Here is an 18,086-nt window from a genome sequence, read left to right on the forward strand (position 1 = left end):
CGGGGGTGGCGAACTTCTGCATGTCCTGCTCCTTGTCCAGTGGCGGGCTCCCTGTCGGCCCGCTGTTTCTGATGAAGGAAAAGCTACGTTGCGTTCGAGGTTCTGGCAACGAGTTCGTTGCGCAGAAACATGGAAGATGCAGGTCAGAGCCGAGAATTCATTGCAATGGTCCTGAATGGAATGCAACAACGACCGCGTTGTTCATTGCAATGAACTGGGAGTGAACGCTCTGGGGCGAGGGCGGGGGCGACGGTGAGGGGAGCTGCGGTGCGGTGGCTCTGAGGGCCGGCCTGGGCGCCATGGCGCGAGTGAGCAGGGCCGTCAGGTCGACGTGTTGGAGTTGCTCTGCCCGTACCTGGCGGCGGCCGTCGTAGCCGCGGCCGAGCTGCTGGAGGGCTGGGCCGCGTCGACGACGCGCCCGGGGTCACCAGGGTCCGCGTGGGTGGCCGGACACCCGGAGGCCCGGGAGTCCGGCACACGCCTGCCCGCCCGGCACGGCCGCGCCGAAGAGGCGTCCTTCATCCTGCTGCGCCCGCGCATCAGTGAGCAGGCCTCCGCCGTGGCGTTGGTCGGCATCGCGGCCGACGCCAACCGACCGCGACGAGGAAGCCACCGCGCTGCTCGCCACCCAGGTCGAGCACCTGTGTCCCGACCTGCGTGGTGCTGCCGGGGGATCGGTCCTGACACGGCGATCGGGCTGCTCGCCGCGATCCGCGAGCGTCAGGGCCACACCGACGGCGCGAACGCCCCGTGGCACACAAGCGGCACCACGTTGCTCAATCGTGAGCAACCGGCCGCACTGCCGGCACGGCATGGCCGCACCGACGAGCTTCGGGCGGCTGCGTACGGGACGGACCTGGAGCAGACCCAGAACGGACTGCGCTACCGGGCTGTACGCCTTCCGTCGTGCCAGGGGCGGCGGGGCGGGTGATCCTGAAGGCATGGCTGGCGCGTTCCTGCGACGCCCGTCGCCCGCCTACAAGGCGGCGGCGCGACGGGCTCTGCGCGTCACGATCGCCGCAACGGCCGGGTTCTACGTGCTTCTCTACGGTTTCGACTCGGCGGTCGGTGCGACGTACGCGCTGTTCGGCGCGATCGCCATGGCCGGGCTGTCCCATCTGCCCGGATCCGGACGCCAGCGGGCCGTGCTGCTGGCGGGCGTGGTGCCCGTGTGCTGGGTGCTGATCACGCTCGGCACCTACCTGTCCGTGCGGACGTGGAGTGCCGTCCTCGGCATGCTGGTCGTCGGCTTCGCGCTGGCGTTCATGGCCGTCGGAGGGCCACGGTTCGCGGGCGGGGCCACGGGGCTGCAGCTGATGTACATCTTGCCGTCGTTCCCGCCCTACGACCCCGCCTCGCTGGGCGAACGGCTGGCGGGGGCGACCCTCGGGCTCGTCCTGCTGACCATCGCGGAGATGACACTGCTGCCCGAGCCGGCGGCCCTGCCCTACCGCGAACGGGTCGCCCGGGCCGCCGAAAGCGCGGCGCGCTGCGCGGACCGGCTGCGCTCCGCCCCGTACACGCTGCCGGAGGCCACGCTGGGCATCGCCCAGGCCTTGAGCACGGGGTTGCGTTCCTCCCAAATTCCCGAGGCGGAACGGCCGGCCGGGGCGGGCCTGCGGCCGAGGGCGCTGGCCCACGCGGGCCTGGCGACGCGCACCCTGCTCGGTCGGCTGAAGGTGCTGCCGCCACCTCGCCCGGGTGCCGTTACGCCCCGGGAAGGCGGAGCCGGGTCCGGGACGACAGGGGGAGCGGAACGCGACGCGGCAGCGCGGGGCGCGGACCAGGACGGCGAAGCGGCAGAGGAGCACGTGGGCCGGAAAACCCGGGCGGGAGCGGCCGACGTGGCGCAGGACGGGGAACCGGACCCGCTGCGGGCGGTCGCGGACGCGGCGAGGGAGACCGCCGCCCGGCTACGCGGCAGCAGCCCCGATGGCCGGGCGCATGCCCGTCTGCGGCAGGTCCGTCGAAGCCTGACGGCGGCCGACGACGGCTCTCCTGCTGTACTGCGCCGCAATGCGGCGCTGCTGGAGGTGGCGGATGCCGCGCTGGCGATGTCCACCGCGGCCGACATCGCCGTACGGGGCCGGGCGGCCGGCGTATCGCCGTCGGGCCCGTTCTGGTACGCGCGGATGCGGGCACCGCAGCTGTGGTGGCGGCGCCTGTCGGGCCACGTCGGCGGCCGTTCGGTGTTCTTCCAGAACGCCGTACGGATCAGCCTGGCCTTGGCGGCGGCCCGGCTGATCGCGGGCATCGACACGCTCCCGCACGGCTTCTGGGTGCTGCTGGCCACCCTGACGCTGACACGTACGACGGTACGGGAGACCCGGGCGACGGAACGGAGGGCACTGACCGGCACCCTCGTCGGTGCACTGGCCGCGGCGGCGCTGCTGGCCGTGGCAGGTACCGACATCGAGGTCTACGCGGTGGCACTGCCGCCGCTGATGCTCCTCACCTTCACCCTGGGGCCCGTCAAGGGCGTCGGATGGGCGCAGGCGCTGTTCACGGTGGTGGTCTCCCTGGTCTTCGCGCAGCTGGCGCCGGCCACCTGGCAGCTCGCGGAGTTCCGGCTGCTCGACGTGCTGACCGGCAGCGCGATCGGTGCCGTGTTCGGGCTGCTGGCCTGGCCGCGGGGCGCCCATGACGAGTTGCGGCGGTCGGTCGCGGAGCTGCTGCGGACCGCCGCGGAAATCGTCGTGGCCACGACGGCGCAGATCACGGCAGGCGGCCGCCGCGTACCTCTGGCCACCGCGCCGGGCCACCGTTCGCTTCAGCACGCGTTGGTCATGGCGGAGTCGGCGTACGCGCAGTACCAGAGCGAACCCGCGGGGCCCACTCCGCCGCCGGCGGGCCAGGACTGGCAGGCCGCGCTGATCGCCGGGCACCACACGCTGTGGGGCGCCGACCGACTTCTCGTACCTCCCGAGCCCCTCGTGGTTCCGCCGCTGGGGAGACAGGCCGCGGAGTCCGTCATCAGCACGGGCGACCGGGTCGCGGCGAGCATGCTGCTCACCTCCGCCCGGACGGATCCCACCGGGGACACTGCGGAAGCGCCCGCACCCCACCACTCCTCGATGCCCTCCACCGCCCTCGCCGACGACCCGCCAGGCGCGCCTCGGGTGTACTACGCGACCGTGTCCTGGCTGGCCGCGCTGACGACGGACCTGGCACGGCTCGATGGCGGAAGCGACGGCGACAGCGGTGCCGACCCACCGGCGGCGACCGGCTGGGACGCGGTGGCATCCACGTGACGCCGGGGCCTGACCTACGCCTGTCAAAGGCGTGTCCGTGCCGGCCGAAGGCGCCGCCGACATCGACACCGGGTTCGTTCTCCCGCACCGCAGGCTCCCCGCGCGGTGTCGACGCGCATGACGCAACGGGCGGCCCGGACGCGACCTCGACTGGTGGGCCGGCGTACTCGGACCTCCACCTCGCCTCATGAGTCACACAACGTCAGGCCGTGGACCGACCGTTGAAGTGGTACTCCTCGGAGGGCATCGAGTCCCATTCGGTATTCGCGCCGTCGCGCGTCACCATGAACAACGGACGCGATCGAAGGAGCGGCCCGACCAGTTGCCCGCGCATGACGACCCCGGGATCATCGGGTCCTGCGTAGCCCTCGGGCGTGTAGCGGAAGTACACGTTCATTGCCTCGGCATACGCGATTGCGTCGCTCTCCAGCTCCGACAGGTCTCTCCCGACCAGCGGGATACCGTGGTACGCGACCTGGGGGCCGTTCACGGCATCGACAGCGATGCAGAACAGCCCCGCAGCTTGGCTCACGTAGGTTGTGACGGCAGGTGGAGAAGCAGCCACCCCGCGACGGCGGACCTCGACCTTCCAAGTCGGCGAGAAGATCGTGTGGCCCTGTGCGCCATCGCTGACCTTCGTCTGGCCGACTGTCTCAGCCGCCTCGACCACTTCGTCGACGGTCATACCGAACCGGAGCGGTCCGACGCCGACAGCCGGCGCATAAAACCACTCGTCCCGTCCGGCGACTCCGAACTCGGCTTCGGCCTTGAACGCCATGGTCGCCCCTCGAAAGACACCTGAGAACTTGCCGGCGCCCATCATGTCAATCCCCGATCAGCAGACTGCCGGGCGCGAAGGGCTGTGAGCTCGGCGATCGCCTCCGGCGACGGCTTCCGGTGCCCGCGCGACGGCTGGCTGACGGGCGACTCTGCAGGTCCGTCGCTCCGTTGCTGTTCAGCCCGACGAGGGTGAGGAACCTCGGCGAGCAGATCTGTCCCATCCCTGAGCGAGGGGCGGGGATTTTCAGGGCTCTGACCGGACTTCCATGAAGTTCCGGTTCGCCCAGCCCCCGGCCACAGTTGATGCCCGGTTCGGCCCACCGGTGCGTCTATCCAGGTCACCTCCGGACGTCACCCGAGCGAGAGGCGTCCGGTGGGGGTATGTCGTTTCGCGCAAGGTGACCCTGGGATCCATGAGGAGATCAGCTATGTACGCGGTGATTCGGCGTTACGAAGGAGTGACGGACTCTGCCGAGGCAGGGCGTCGAGTGGACGAGGGATTCGTGCCTCTCCTCCGCCGGGTCCCCGGCTTCGTGGCTTACTACTGGGTGGACGCCGGGAACGGAGTGATGGTCTCTACCAGCGTCTTTGAAGACCAGTCCGGGGCCGAAGAGTCGATCAAGCGGGCGGCCGACTTCGTAAGGGAAAACCTCGCGCCGCTGCTCCCCAACGGTCCTCAGGTCACAGCCGGCCCGGTTGTGGCTGCTGGGTAGCGATCTGCGAAGTGGGTCGCTGGATCCCAACCACCTCCACTGCGACGATCCAGCCCTTCACGGAAATCCGGTGAGAGCCATCTTCGGCGAGCCCCATCATGGTCTGTTCCCGTCAGGAACAGACCAGGGACGCTGCGCCGGGCTTGTACTCCTCGCCTGTGTGGGGATGGCCTCAGGCAGGCGACATCCGCTGCACCGAGCTCACACACTGATCCGCCCGGCCGGGTATGCCGGGGGTCGCGCGCTCGCGGACGGGTCAATCCGTACGGCGCAGGTGTCGTGCGGCAAGGTAACCGCCGGCCACGGTGGCCCCGACGGACAGGGCAAGGCCTACGCCCAGACTGAGACCGGACGGACGGAACGCTCCGCCGACCCCCGCCCGTGTGCCGCGGCTCGGAACGACAGGTGCGGGAACGACGGGGGCCGCCGACTGCGCAGTGGCGGTCCCCGGGGCCAGTGGCCGAACGGCTGGAGCGCTGGGGCCCACCGGCGGTACCGTCTCCATGCTGCGCCTGGGCAGTGCTTCGCAGGCGATGCCGTCATCGGGGCCCTGGTCTTCGTCGAGCCGGTTCGGGTCGCTGGTGTCTCGGTCTCCTCTCGCCTTCGCCTGCTCTCTTCGCTCCCCCGAGCGCGCGCGAGGTTCGGGTGTGTCCTCCGCCCGCTCGCTGCCCGCGGGGATGGTCCCCGCGCCCCGGCGGATCGCCGTCTCCCAGATGAAGTGCTGCCGACCACCCGTCCCCGTGGGGAAGGCCCCTTGCTCCCGCAGGCGGGAGCTTTGCCGTGGTGAGTCGCGCTCGGGCACGTCTCCGCGTGCATGGTGGTGTCATGGCGTGGTGCCGGCGGGCTGGCGCTTCGGGATCTTGAGGCCGGCCGGGGTGAACTATCTTGGGCGGCAGTGAGACGAGAGGGAGGCTCCCTGTGGCATCCGGGCAGCAGGCGCGTGCTCAGGCAGCCGCGATCACGTCGGGCAGGCGGTCGTCCGGGGCCGAGGGCGAGACGGCTTCTCCTGCCGAGCGGGTGGGGGCGTTGTTCGGCGGGCATCGGTTGTCTCCCGCGCAGCGGCGTATTGCCCGGTTCCTGACCGATCACCTCACGGAGGCCGCGTTTCTGTCCATCACCGAGCTTGCGGAGCGGGTGGGGGTCAGCCAGCCGTCGGTGACCCGGTTTGCGACTTCGCTGGGGTTCAGTGGCTACCCGGCGCTCCGGGAGGCGCTGCAGCCCATCGCGCTCAGTGCGGTCGCGGGTGTACCGGGTGAGGGGGAGGAGCGGCATCGTAACGAGCTCCAGTCGGCGATCGATGCCGAGATCGAGAACCTGACGTCCCTGCGGCGTGCGCTCGCGGACCCCGACCGGATCGTCGGCATCGGCCGCGAGCTGGCGAGGTCCGTGCCCCTGACGGTCGTGGGCCTGCGGATCTCGGTCTCTCTCGCCGAGTACTTCGCGTACGCGGCGCGGCGCATCCATCCTGATGTCCGGGTGGTGACGCGGGGTGGCAGCGTCGCCTACGACGGGCTGCTCCAGGCGCGCGAGGCGGGCGGCACATGGGCGCTGGCCTTCGCGATGCCGCGGCACGCCCGAGAGACCCTCGCGCTCGTGCGTGCCGCCCGCGGTGTCGGCCTGCGCGTCGCCTTGATCACGGACCTCGCGCTCGGGCCGCTGGCCGAGGAGGCCGACGAGGTGTTCACCGCGGGCACCGGCTCGCGGCTCGTCTTCGACTCCTACGCGGCGCCGGGGGTGCTGTCCGCGGCCATCCTCCAGGCCATGGCGGACGCGGACCCGGAGCGTACGCAGACACGGCTTGAGAAGTACGAGCAGGCGGCGGAGCAGCACGACTTCTTCCTGGACGACTGAGACCGGCCGGCACTGACACCGACCGAAGCACCTGAAGAGGTGGGTCCTGGGCTTCGCCGTGATCGTTTGGAATGAAAATTTTCATACCCTTGCCTACTTGGCGGTATATATATTTACTACAGGAGCCCCTGAAGGCCGAACAGAACATCGAAGGCCGCCCCCTCCTCCTCGGACGGCGCCGATGTCTCGACGGTCTGCGCCGCGTGATCGCGGACGCTCTGTAGCGGCCCCGATCAACCCCTGGGTCGGGGCCGCAACACAGAGCCGCACCCGCACGACCGGCCCAGCTCAAGCGGTGGGCGCTGCCCCGCCCCCTCGCCCTTTTGAACGGCACCTCCGCGACCACCGGGCGGCGCGCCTGGCAAGCGGAGACACCACCAAGGCAGCCAAGGCCCGGGCCGATCTGACTCTGTCCGCCGGCGGGGCGACCAGGGCCGGCTGGTCCTTGTGCGTGCCGGGTCCCTCGACGATCAGCTACGGATCGAGGTCCACGACAGCGGCGAGACCTCGCCGGCGCGGCGGGTTCGCGCACAAGGGACGCACGTCGGTGTGAAGCTGTTCAGCCGCTCTGGGCGCTGGTCAGTCGGTCGACCTGCTTCTTGACGAGGTCGAGGGGAAACTCGGCCTTCCGGCCGGCATCCAGTACCTGGAAGCTCGCCGTGACGTTGCCGGTCCGGACGAAGACGTGGTGTTCGTCCCGCGGTCCGCCTCCGTCCGGCAGCGGCATGGTCGGGTGAAAGCTGAGGGCTTCGTCGCCCACGGACGAAAGCAGAGGCGGTCTCGGAGCCGAGCACGTCGAGGGCCCTTTGACAGGAGGCATCGGTAACCGGTGGGAATCTCTTCTGCCCGCTCTTCGGGCCGGGGTCCTGCACAGGAGTGCTGTGTGCCTGCGGCGCCTCGCCGTCCTTGAAGGCGAGAACCTTCAGTTGCTCTTTGGTCGGCGGGGGCTCAGACGATCTTGAGGTTGCGGCCGTGACTGAAGCGCCCGCGGGTCGGTCCGCCTCCGCGTCTGAACAGCCAGGGAGGACGAGGGCTGCAGCAACCATCGCGGTACTTGCCGACATCCACCGCTCTGTGAGCGCAGTCATGTTGATGCCACCTGGGCCGTTCGTGCAAGACGAGCAGACGCCAGCGGTAGCAGCCGAGGGCGATGAGTGAGGGGGCTCGAGCGGTTGCACGTCGCCCGTCCTCCGGGGACACCCGGGATTCGATCGGTCTCGGTCTCGGCATAGCTGTGGTGCTGGTAGGAACAGGGGGCCTGGAAGACGAAAGGCGGGGCGGGAGCTGTGGTCATCGGTCGTCACGGCGCGGAGTGTGCCGACGGGTTCGGCAGCCAGGCACGTGATGAGTCGCTGCCGTGATCCCTTTCGCGACATGCGGCAGGGGCCCCACACCCCGGTCGCCCGGGGTGTGGGGGCAGCTTCAGACGAGGCTCGTCAGGAGCTTCGCGAAGAGCTGTGGCCGGCTGAAGTAGCCGACGTGTGAGGCCGCGAGGGTGTGGACGTCGAAGGGGTGGTGGGGGGTGAGGGCGTCGGCCGTGCGGATCATGTGGTCCTGGACGGTGAGGGGGAGGCTGCGGTCGGCGGTGAGGCGGACGTACGTGTGCGGGACCCGGCCCCAAGTCTCGGCCTGGACAAGCGCGCCGGGTTCCATCGCCGCGTAGGTCTCGTCCGGGTCCAGGGAGTCGAGCAGCAGCCGGAACTGGTGGTCGGTGGAGTCGGCCATGACGGCGGCCTTCAAGGCGGCGAAGATGTCGGGATCGGCGTGGGCGGCACGCCAGTTGAGCCGGACGACGCCGGGACCCCGTACGCCCGGGTCGGGTACGTCCGGAACGGCGATTCGGGCGACCGCGCCGTCCAGCAGGTTGTCGTCGACGACGTCCCACGCCTCGGTGAGCATGGCCGGGTCGGCGAGGCAGAGGGCGGAGAGGTAGACGACCCGGTGGAGCAGCTCCGGTGCGGCGTTGGCGACGGCGCTGATGGTCAGGCCGCCGAGGCTGTTGCCGACCAGCACGATCGGGCCCGACGGGGCGAGGCGCCGCAGGGTGTCGACCACGTGGCGGACGTTGTCCTGCAAGGTGACGCCGCGCAGGGGGGAGGGCGCGGCGGCGAGTTCGGTGAGGTCCTGGGGCTGCCGGTAGTAAGCGGCGGGAGTGTTGGCGAGGTCGCCGTGGCCGGGCAGGTCGACGGCGTGGGAGCGGTGGCCGAGCAGGGCCAGCTCGTTCTGTAGCGGGCCCCAGGCCCGGGCGTTGCTGGAGCCGCCGTGAACGCAGACGAAAGTGGGGCGCGAGTGTGCGCGCATGCTGAAGATCCTCGTCATCCAGAGGTGAAAGGTGAACGGTCGACGTGGGACCCGGTATCGGCGGCGGTGGCAGCCGATACCAGGGTCAGCGCGTCGACCGGTCGCGCAGGGACTGCCAGTTGTGGATGACGGAGTTCATGTCTCAGCCCTTCGTGTCCGATTTCCAGTCCTCGGCGAGGAGTCCGAGCAGTACCTCGTCGAGGAACTCGCCCAGAACCCAGGCCGAGGAGCGCAGGACGCCCTCGCGGACGAAGCCGTTGCGTTCGGCGGCGCGCAGCATCGCGTCGTTGTCCGCGAGCGTCTCGATCTGCAGCCGGTGCAGGCCGCGTACGACGAAGCCGTAGTGACAGAGGGTCGCGACCACGTCCGTGCCATAGCCCTTGCCGCGGGCGGCCGGCAGCAGACCGAGGCCGATGTGCGCGGACCGGCTGTGGTTGTCGATGCCCCACAGGTTCGCGGTGCCGACCAGCGTGCCGTCCTCCAACTCCACGACGGAGAACGGGACACGGTCCGGTGGCGTGTCGTCCACCGCGAGCCGCAGGTCCTTCGAGTCGGGCGACACCGGCCGCCACGGCGCCGCCTCGGCCCGCGACCCGTTCACCACGTCGTCGTAGAGCTCGGTCCGTAGGATCGGGATGTCCTCCACGTGACGGGCCCGCAGCCCGACCTTGCTCCCTCTCAGCATGCAAGCTTCCTATCCGACCGGCCGCGCCGACGGCAAACGATTAAGTGAGCGTTTGATGCTCGGTTGTCCGTTTCGTTTGCGGTCAGGTGTCGCGGCAGTCGGGGGTGTTTTGGTGGGTGAGGCGCCGGGTCATGAGGATGATGGCGGCGATTTGGATCATGGCTGCTGATCGGTGTGGGTGGGTTTCGCAGCCGCGGGCCAGACGGCGGTGGTGCATGATCCGGCCGAGGGTTCCTTCGACGACCCGGCGGCGGGGTTGGACGGTGAAGCCGCGGGTGTGGGGGTCGCGTTGAACGAGGTCGAGGTCGAGGTCGATGTCGATGGGTCGGCATGCGTCCGCGCTTGCTGACCTTCGATTTGCAGCGCGGCGCCTGAGCATGGTTCTTGGGTTGGAACGGATGGCGTGTGACATGGCCCGACAGCTCGCCCGTGGCATGGGGTCCTTCTTCAAAGAATGCGGCTGCGTCAAGCCCACCCGCTGCCCTCACCCGTATTCGATCCGGTTCCGGGACGCGCTGGGCAAGCAGCGTGAGGAGTCCGGTTTCGGGACGCAGGACGAGGCGATCGAGCGGTACGCGGAGAAGCACGGCACCACGACGGACGGCTACCTGCTGCGCGGCTCGGGCGGCTACTTCACCGAAGGCATGGAGCGGCGCCGGGTGAAGAAGCTCTTCACGGACCTTTCGCCAAGCTGCAGGCAGCTGGTCCGCATGTGGTCCGGATCTTGGTCGGCACAGAGGGGCCCCTGACTGATTGCCCGTGGCGGTGGCGAGCCGGCGCACAAATGAGGGGCGGGCCTACAAGGTCAGCTCGGGCTGTTCGACGGCATGACTGACAATGATGCCGATCTCTGCCATGCGGTTCGCGACGCCAGTACCAGCGTGCGGCCCGCCGTCGGGCAGAACGATGAGAGTGCCGCCCGTGAGGTCGTACGGTTCCGAGCTCGTCGACAACTGCACGGACCGCCCGTCGGCGAGGAACTTGCACACGGTACGGACGCGCAGGTCCCCCTCGGCGACGCCGAGCCGTCAGCTCACCACGACCCACCACGAGATCAATTCATCGGACACGGCCTGGCGCCCGCACTGAGGCGCCAGTTACTCGTCGTCCTCCTCGTCTTCGTCGTACCAGCCTTCGATCATGCCGACGAGTCGTTCGTCGATCGGGTTGTCGAACTCGTCTTCGGTGGCGAGGAGTCGGCGAAGCGTGTTCAGGGGGTACCAGTGCTCGCCGGGCTTGGCGTCGGGTGCGCCGACGCAGGGGGTGTCCAGGTATGCGGGGTCCGGGATCGCCGGATAGAACGCCGGGAGCAGGCCGAAGGTGACGTCCGGTTCGAACTTCCATGCCCAGCCCTCGCGCCGTCGGCGCAGGGTCTCGCCGATGTACCAGACGGCACCCTGGACGAAGGGGGAGCGGCGCTGTGCGGTGATCTCCTCCGGCTCGGCGAATGACTCCTTGACGAGGTCTTCCAGGGCATCGAGGGAGGCGTCGGAGAAGTCGAACCGGTCGACGCCGCCGGCTTCCCGAGCCCAGCGTTCGAAGGCGACCTGGCGTTCGGTGAGCCAGACCAGGAGGTCAGGATGGCGGGTGGAGTCGTAGTCGGAGTGGGGTGTGGTCATGGCCAGAACCTACCGAACCGCGCTGCCACCCACGCAGGATCTTCGCGGAGTTATCACACGCCGCGTCAACAACGCCTTGTACCTGAGGTGTTGACGGCCTCTAGTGTGGTGGGTCGGCAGGAGTGGGCACGATACGGGGGCCCCTTGTCCGGCCTGCCCTCGCAGTCTTGAGTCCCGTGGCCCCCACGACCAGGGACACTACGTGAGCACACCTATACGACAGCGTCTGAAAAGGCGCTTATCTGCCGCGCTGGCGGTCGTTTCCTCGGCGGCGGTACTGCTGGTCGGCCTGCCGTCCGTGGCGTCGGCCGCGCCCGGGGACTACGCGAAGATCACCGGCGGCAAGCGGTGCGATCAGATGCACCTGAAGAGGACCATCCCGCGTACGCCGAACAACTCGGGTGCACCGACGGGTCAGCACCAATGGACGAAGTCCGGGCCGGACGAGGAGTACTACTACAACAACGCGTTCAAGGGCTTCGAGAACGTTCCCGCGCCCACTGCGGCCGAGCTGGGGCAGGTCACCGGCAGCCGCGCGGACATCGACAAGTGGGACGAGGCGTATGCGGCCTCCAAGGACCCGGAGGACATGCGCAAGGCGATCTACTCCCGCTACAAGCGGCACCGGAACGAGTCGAACAACCCCAAGCCGTTCGGCAGCTGGAAGGTCAACCTGATCAGCGCGCAGGTCAGCAAGCAGAAGGGGGGCGTGTTCGAGGTCAAGGCGGTTCAGGACTTCAACATGGTCGGCCCCGACTGGCTGTGCGAGGTCACGATCGAGATCTTCGACAAGGACGGCAAGAAGATCGCCTCCCGGCGGTACGACTCCTACAACCAGCGAACCGGTGAGCTGGGGGAGTTCAAGTCCGACGGGAAGCGCAAGCCGGCCCAGCTCCGGGCCGACAGGATCATCCTGCGGCACAAGGACGCGAAGTACGACTTCACCCGGCACCGCCTGACGATGTTCACGTCGGAGAAGCCGAACGGGGCCACCCTCCGCGACTACAAGGCCGAGAACGACAAGCTGCGAGCGGAGCGGGGGACGGGGAACAACCCGATCCGGATCGCGGAGCGCCGGGCGACCGCGAAGGGCCTGTGGCCGCAGACGAAGTACACGAAGACGTACAACGTGTTCAACCCGCTGCCGAACCGCGGCACCCAGGGCCCGGGCGCCTCGATGGCCTACGGGTCGGGACAGAACCCGGCCCAGGCCCGTCAGTTGCAGAACCAGTACCTGGCGGACAACGCCCGGTCCGCGCTCGGCCGGGGCCCGGGCGGGGTGGACTTCTCCACCCTGGAGCTCCAGTACGTCGGCAACCCGGTCAAGGGCAAGGCTCTGGACTACTCCATGAAGGCCGACCTCATGCCCGATGAGGACGACAACCCGGGCTGGGGCGGACAGGCGAAGCTCGAACTGGCCTCCGACGCCTTGTTCACGTGGCTGGCGCTCACCCCGGACCGGCAGTGGGTGAACCTCAACCCCGACCAGCCCAACACCATCATGGACAAGGCGTTCGGTGAAACCGACGCCGGCCGTGTCCTCCTCGTAGCCGACATGGAGATGAAGCGGGACTTCTCCCGCGCCATGGACCCCAAGAAGTCCCCGGGCAAGGAGTTCATGGACGCCGCCCCCAAGGTCGACGGGGTCCCGTGCTGGGGATCGGGGCGCAACTGGATCGTTCCCGGCCGGGCGAAGGTCCGCGAGCAGGACGGCGGGATCTACATCCTCGACGCCCCGCTGGAGGTCAACCACGCGGCGATGGACTTCGACACCCCCGTACAGGGAGAGGACTGCTCGAAGAAGCTCAGCAAGGAGGAGAAGGAGCGCAGCCACCGGCTGATCACCCAGTACCTCGTCCCGCATGTCGAGAAGCAGATCAACGCCGACCCCAAGTACGCCGACCTGCGCCGCGTCTACAAGTCCCGCGTCGCGGCCGAGTGGATCCGCCAGCAGGACGCGAAGAAGGCCACCGACTTCCGTCCCATCATCGACAGCAACGACCTGAAGCGGTGGCCGCTGCGCGGTGAGAACGCCCACTGGGACAAGCGGACCGTGTGGCAGGAGATGGTGAAGTCCTTCACCAAGGGCGACTTCACCTACGAATGGCCCCTCGGTGACGGCCGGATCTACACGTTCTTCGTCGGCGGCATCGACTTCGCAAAGGCACCCAAGCGGAACATCACCGCAGTCGAGTTCACCGCCCAGCACCGTGAACTGCCCCGCGAGACGAAGGACTCCGTCCGCACGGAGACCTCCGCCCGCGACAGTGACACCGCGTTCCTGGGCGGCAACGGCGCCGCCCTGACAGATGACGGGAAGCCCGACCCGACGCCGACGCCGACGCCGACGCCAAAGCCGACTGACCCGACGCCGACCGACCCGCCCACGTCGCCGGGCCCGGACCCGACCAAGCCCGGCAACGGCGACACCGGCGGCAGCGGGGGCGCGACGCCTCCGGCGAACCGACCGGACCCGGACGGCGGCCTCGCCGACACCGGATCGGACACCCCGATCGGCCTGATCTCCGGCATCGCCGCGGCGATCGCCGCCACCGGCGCGGCCCTGGTGTGGTGGATGCGGCGTCGCCGCACCGTCCAGGAGTAGCCTGAACAAGCAGTACAAACAGGAAGGGCCCCGCCCCCGGTTCGCCCCGGGGGCGGGGCCCTTCCCATGTGCACTGCCGGTGTCAGGCCAGGTCGCTCGACCGTCCATGACCTCATCCGGTCCCGCCGCCTCAATTCGATCACCGTCGGTACGACAAGTACGAGCACACTCGTGCTGGCCGCGTGTTCGAGGCCGGTGAAGCGTTTGCGGCCCTGCCGTTCGGTCAGGTGGCGGGCGGTGGCGTGGCCGGAGCCGGTGAAGGCCATGAGGCCCGCCGCGGTGGTGTGGGCCAGTGACTCCTGGAACCAGGCGTAGTCCTTCGGCTGCACGTGGCAGCCCCGTACGGGCTCCGGTGCCATCAGGCCCTCGGTCGGCGGGTGGATGTCAGGCATCACGTTCGCCTGGAACGGCGGGGCGTTCAGGTTCGCCTCACGTTCCTCCGCCGGGGACAGCCGACCTCCGCTGCCGAGTGCCTGGAGGGCGTGGACGGTCATCGTGCCGCCGTCCGTCGGGAGCTGCGTGCTGAACAGCAGGCCGGGCGTCTCGTTCCACGCTCCGATGTGGACCGCTTCGGCGTGGGCCGAGGCGGAGGCCAGCTGCTCGGCGGAGGTGGCGGCGTCGCTGTGGTTGCCCTTGCAGGCGAGGGGGATGACGAGGGACGGCTCTTCCGGCCGCCAGACCTCCGCGAAGTACTGGGGGCGGTAGCGGTACTTCACCTTCTCGCCCTTGTCCCTGCTGGTGAGGGCCCAGCCCGCGCGTAACGCCGTGTCTGCGGGGACGATCGTCACCGAATGGCCGGGGAAGCGGCTGCGCAGCATGTGCTCGGTGAGCGCGAAGCCGATGCCGAGTTCGCCGGACTGCAGCGACTTGTAGTGGTCCGCGATGCGGTGGCCCTCGTCGGTGAGGCCGAGGAAGGAGTTGCGACCGCCGGCCAGGGCCTGGGTGTACTTGAGCGCGCCCCAGTGTTCCGCCAGCCCTCGCCCTGCACCCCGCCACGACAGAGCGGTGGCTCGGGCGAGGGTGTGGAGGACGTCCCAGAGGGTCACTTCGAACTGCCGGGACGGCTCCGTCTGCGGGATCAAGGCGAGGTCGGGCTTCCTGCGGAGCAGCTCGTCCTCGTTCTCCTCCCGCTTCTCGTCGTCCGCCGCGATGGCGGCCTCCACCTTCCCGACGAGCGCCACGTCGGAGCGGACGGAGACATTCGACGGCTGGGTCAGTTCCTGGAGCACTTCCTCGGTCGGCTTCAACAGCTCTCCTTCACGAGGTCGGACCCGTGATCGCTGTCTCCGGGGCAGCACATGGTCAGCATCGGGCCGGACGGTGTCCCGGCTCTGCGGACTCGACGGGTGGTGGCCCCGACCGGTGGGAACACCCTTCGGGTGCGGGACGGCCGGGGAGTGCTGCATCGGATCCACGAGCTGGGCGAGTTCGCGCCTTGTCGGCGGTCGCATCGTGGCCGGACACGCGGCGCGTCTCTTGGGGAGGAGCCGGACGTCGGCTTCGCAGAACCGTCATTGCCTCGTAACGCCGGATCATTGACCGGTATCGACGGCGCTTGCGAGCATCGGGGCATGAGGTTCTCGAACTGTCGCCGACGCCGGTAGCCCTCGGTTTCCCGGGGCCGCCGTGCCGCCGTGTGACCAACCCCGGACCGAGGATATTCGATGCGACCAGCGCTCATCGCGACGCCGAGCGGGAGGCCCGCCGCCGACCGGCCTGACGGCGCGACCGCCGTGCTCCGGGCCGTACTGCACAGTGGCCCGCTGTCGCGCACCGCGATCATCAGGGAGACGGGGCTGAGCGCGGCTGCCGTGTCGCGGCACGCGGCCGAACTGCTCGCGATGGGGCTGGTCTGGGAACCGCCCGAGCCTTCTCGGCGGCCTCGGCCGGGACGCCCCCGCATCCCGCTGGACATCGAGACCTCGCATCACGTCGCGGTGGGCGTGCACATCGCGGTACCGCGGCTCACCTTCTCGCTCACCGATCTGCGCGGCGGCGTCATCGCGCATGAGCGGGTGCCCAGGCAGCCGCAGCACGGCGCGGTCCTTCACGACGTCGCCCGTCGGCTGCCCGGCTTTCTGCGCCGCCACGCCGGCGGGCGCTCCGTGCTCGGACTGGGCGTGGTCACCGGCGGCTGGGTCGACCCGGACGCCGGGGTCCTCGTCGAGAACTCCGCGCTCGGCTGGCGTGACATCCCGTTGCGGCGCATGCTGCAACGGGCGGTGGGGCTGCCGGTTCATGTGGAAGGCCATGCGCGGGCGTTGGCTCACGCGGAACTCCTGTTCGGCGCGGTCCGCGGCGGCGACCTGGTGCACTTGTTCGTGGGCAACGCCGTGGACGCGGCGATCGCCACCGGCGGCATCCTGTTGCAGGGTCGCCAGTACGGTGCCGGAGGCGTCGCCCACCTGCCCGTGCCCGGGTCGACAGAGCGCTGCCCGTGCGGTCGTACCGGCTGCCTGCAGGCCACCGTCTCCGACCGTGCCGTCGCGCAGCGCGCTGTCGCGGCGGGCGTCATCCCGCACCCCGACCTGCAACTGCTCGTACGCGCCGCTCGGGCCGGCGACGCCCGTGCGATGGACCTGTGCCGCGCCCGGCTGCGGCTCATCGCGCACGCGGTACAGCCGCTGCTGGACCTGATCAGCCCGGATGCCCTGGTGCTGACCGAGTCCGCCACCATCCATCTCCCGCAGCTGCTGGACGAGTTGATCCGCGAGCTGGAGAGCGACGGCGATCAGGTGCGTACCGGTTCCTTCGGCACGGACACGCTCGCGGTGGCCGCGACCGCGCCGGTGCTTGCGGCCGTCTACCAGGACCCGTTGGGACTGCGCACGGTCGGAAGCGCCCGATGAGCGCGAACGAGCGAGTGGGGTTTCTTCCGTACCGCCACAAAACATTGCTCGTACCGGCGCCGTGGCAGCAGACTCCTCCCATGGACGCACAGCAGAGGGCCACGATCCGGGCAGCCGCAGGCCGGCACCCCGTGAACGCCTTCTGCGCGCACCACTTCGCCGGATTGGGCTGTTGCGCCCGCTGACCGGCATTCCGCCGACGCGCCCCCGCGCGTCCGCGCCGCGACGTTGACCGCCGCGCACTTCTTCCCCCGGACTCCGGCCCGGCACCGGATCGATCTCCGACCCGGTGTCTTCCACGCCTGCGAGTACGCGCCCGTCAGGTGATTCCGCGCGCCCCGACGCCATCGCGGCAGAACGGCGCCCTGTTCGACATGCCCGAAAGGACACCGCCCATGAGCACGCTCTCCGTCCGCCCCGTCGCCGGTCACATCGGCGCCGACATCGACGGTGTGGACCTCGCCCAACCGCTGGCCACCGAGACCGTCGAAGGGATCAAGCAGGCCCTCCACCGCCACAAGGTCGTCTTCTTCCGGGGGCAGCAGCTCGACCACTCCTCCCAGATCGCGTTCGCCCGCCACTTCGGCGAGCTCACCTACGCCCACCCGCACGACGACGCCCCGCCGGAGGACCACCCGGAGATCTTCACCATCGATCCGCGCCGCTTCGAGCAGCGCTACGGGAAGAACTTCCGGGACGAGTACCGCAAGCGTCAGTACAGCTACTTCGACGGCTGGCACACCGACGTCACCGCAGCGGTGAATCCGCCCGCCGGTTCCATCCTGCGTGCCGAGACCGTTCCGGAGGTCGGCGGCGACACGCAGTGGACCAACCTCGTCGCCGCGTACGAGGGACTTTCCGCCCCGGTCCGGGCGTTCGTGGACACACTGCGTGCCGAACACCGGTACGGCGGCAGCCGGCCGGTGGGCGAGGACAGCGAGTACGCCCGCCGCGTCAACGACAACCTGCTCGTGTCCGTGCACCCCGTGGTGCGGGTGCACCCGGAGACCGGGGAGCGCGCGCTGTTCGTCAACCCCGGTTTCACCAGCCACATCGTCGGCGTCACCGCCGGCGAGAGCAAGCGCATCCTGGATCTGCTGTACGCCGAGATCACCCGGCCCGAGTACACGGTGCGCTTCCGCTGGGAGCCCGGACACGTGGCGTTCTGGGACAACCGGGCCACCGCGCACCTCGCCCCGCGCGACCTGGAACACCTCGACGTCGAGCGCCGGCTGCACCGGGTCACGCTGATCGGCGACGTCCCCGTGGGACCGGACGGGCACGAGTCCGAGCTCGTCGCCGGACGCCCCTTCACCGCCGACCACCGGGTCGCCGTCGCCTCCTGACACCGCCGAAGACAGGCCGCCGGCGCCGCACGTGGATCCCCCGCCACACGGCGTCGGCGGCAACCCGTCCAGACCGCGCATCTGTC

At 69.7% G+C, this 18,086-nt stretch carries 13 protein-coding genes and 1 pseudogene; 8 read left to right on the forward strand and 6 right to left on the reverse strand.

All coding sequences use genetic code 11. The features are described 5' to 3' along the window. Positions 1–941: 941 nt before the first annotated feature. Positions 942–3,251, forward strand: a complete 2,310-nt coding sequence (locus tag OO54_RS36530) for an FUSC family protein (RefSeq protein ID WP_033211285.1) — start codon at positions 942–944, stop codon at positions 3,249–3,251. A gap of 202 nt (positions 3,252–3,453) precedes the next feature. On the opposite strand, the gene OO54_RS36535 is transcribed toward OO54_RS36530, so the two are convergent. Then, complete coding sequence (locus OO54_RS36535) at positions 3,454–4,029, reverse strand: hypothetical protein (RefSeq protein ID WP_157856579.1); 576 nt, start codon at positions 4,027–4,029, stop codon at positions 3,454–3,456. A gap of 430 nt (positions 4,030–4,459) precedes the next feature. Between OO54_RS36535 and OO54_RS36540 the strand changes: the two genes are divergently transcribed. Continuing rightward, complete coding sequence (locus tag OO54_RS36540; protein ID WP_033211287.1) at positions 4,460–4,744, forward strand: antibiotic biosynthesis monooxygenase family protein; 285 nt, start codon at positions 4,460–4,462, stop codon at positions 4,742–4,744. A 918-nt stretch (positions 4,745–5,662) separates the two neighbouring features. After that, positions 5,663–6,595, forward strand: coding sequence for a MurR/RpiR family transcriptional regulator (locus OO54_RS36545; RefSeq protein WP_033211288.1), 933 nt, complete (start codon positions 5,663–5,665; stop codon positions 6,593–6,595). A 559-nt stretch (positions 6,596–7,154) separates the two neighbouring features. Here OO54_RS36545 and OO54_RS44410 read toward each other — a convergent pair. The 3 genes from OO54_RS44410 to OO54_RS36555 all read right to left on the reverse strand — a co-directional run bounded on the left by OO54_RS44410 (position 7,155) and on the right by OO54_RS36555 (position 9,581). Next, the gene (locus OO54_RS44410) at positions 7,155–7,355 is read right to left on the reverse strand and encodes a hypothetical protein (protein ID WP_078905541.1); all 201 of its coding nucleotides are present in this window, start codon (positions 7,353–7,355) and stop codon (positions 7,155–7,157) included. Positions 7,356–8,017: 662 nt separating this feature from the next. Further along, positions 8,018–8,896 carry an alpha/beta hydrolase gene (locus tag OO54_RS36550; protein ID WP_033211289.1) on the reverse strand — a complete coding sequence of 293 codons (879 nt, stop codon included), beginning with the start codon at positions 8,894–8,896 and terminating at the stop codon, positions 8,018–8,020. Positions 8,897–9,038: 142 nt separating this feature from the next. After that, positions 9,039–9,581, reverse strand: a complete 543-nt coding sequence (locus tag OO54_RS36555; RefSeq protein ID WP_033211290.1) for a GNAT family N-acetyltransferase — start codon at positions 9,579–9,581, stop codon at positions 9,039–9,041. 410 nt (positions 9,582–9,991) lie between these two features. Between OO54_RS36555 and OO54_RS47895 the strand changes: the two genes are divergently transcribed. Then, entirely contained in the window at positions 9,992–10,330 is a 339-nt protein-coding gene (locus OO54_RS47895) for a hypothetical protein (protein ID WP_033211291.1), read from the forward strand. A gap of 60 nt (positions 10,331–10,390) precedes the next feature. On the opposite strand, the pseudogene OO54_RS41995 reads toward OO54_RS47895, so the two are convergent. Continuing rightward, positions 10,391–10,609: pseudogene (locus tag OO54_RS41995) on the reverse strand (GntR family transcriptional regulator); the annotation flags it as partial. Positions 10,610–10,678: 69 nt separating this feature from the next. Next, the gene (locus tag OO54_RS36570; RefSeq protein WP_033211292.1) at positions 10,679–11,200 is read right to left on the reverse strand and encodes a hypothetical protein; all 522 of its coding nucleotides are present in this window, start codon (positions 11,198–11,200) and stop codon (positions 10,679–10,681) included. Between the two features lie 202 nt (positions 11,201–11,402). Between OO54_RS36570 and OO54_RS46915 the strand changes: the two genes are divergently transcribed. The 4 genes from OO54_RS46915 (at position 11,403) to OO54_RS36595 (ending at position 18,000) form a co-directional block, all read left to right on the forward strand. Continuing rightward, positions 11,403–13,805, forward strand: coding sequence for a hypothetical protein (locus OO54_RS46915; protein WP_157856581.1), 2,403 nt, complete (start codon positions 11,403–11,405; stop codon positions 13,803–13,805). A gap of 791 nt (positions 13,806–14,596) precedes the next feature. Beyond that, positions 14,597–15,082, forward strand: coding sequence for a hypothetical protein (locus OO54_RS36585; RefSeq protein WP_033211294.1), 486 nt, complete (start codon positions 14,597–14,599; stop codon positions 15,080–15,082). Positions 15,083–15,469: 387 nt separating this feature from the next. Next, on the forward strand, positions 15,470–16,654 hold the full coding sequence (locus OO54_RS36590) for an ROK family transcriptional regulator (protein WP_033211295.1): 1,185 nt from the start codon (positions 15,470–15,472) through the stop codon (positions 16,652–16,654). 395 nt (positions 16,655–17,049) lie between these two features. Further along, a complete protein-coding gene (locus OO54_RS36595) occupies positions 17,050–18,000 on the forward strand; it encodes a TauD/TfdA dioxygenase family protein (protein ID WP_051787677.1) in 951 nt (316 codons plus the stop codon). Positions 18,001–18,086: the final 86 nt, after the last annotated feature.

It is taken from the genome of Streptomyces wedmorensis (assembly GCF_000716445.1).
Classification (GTDB): Bacteria; Actinomycetota; Actinomycetes; order Streptomycetales; family Streptomycetaceae; genus Streptomyces; species Streptomyces wedmorensis.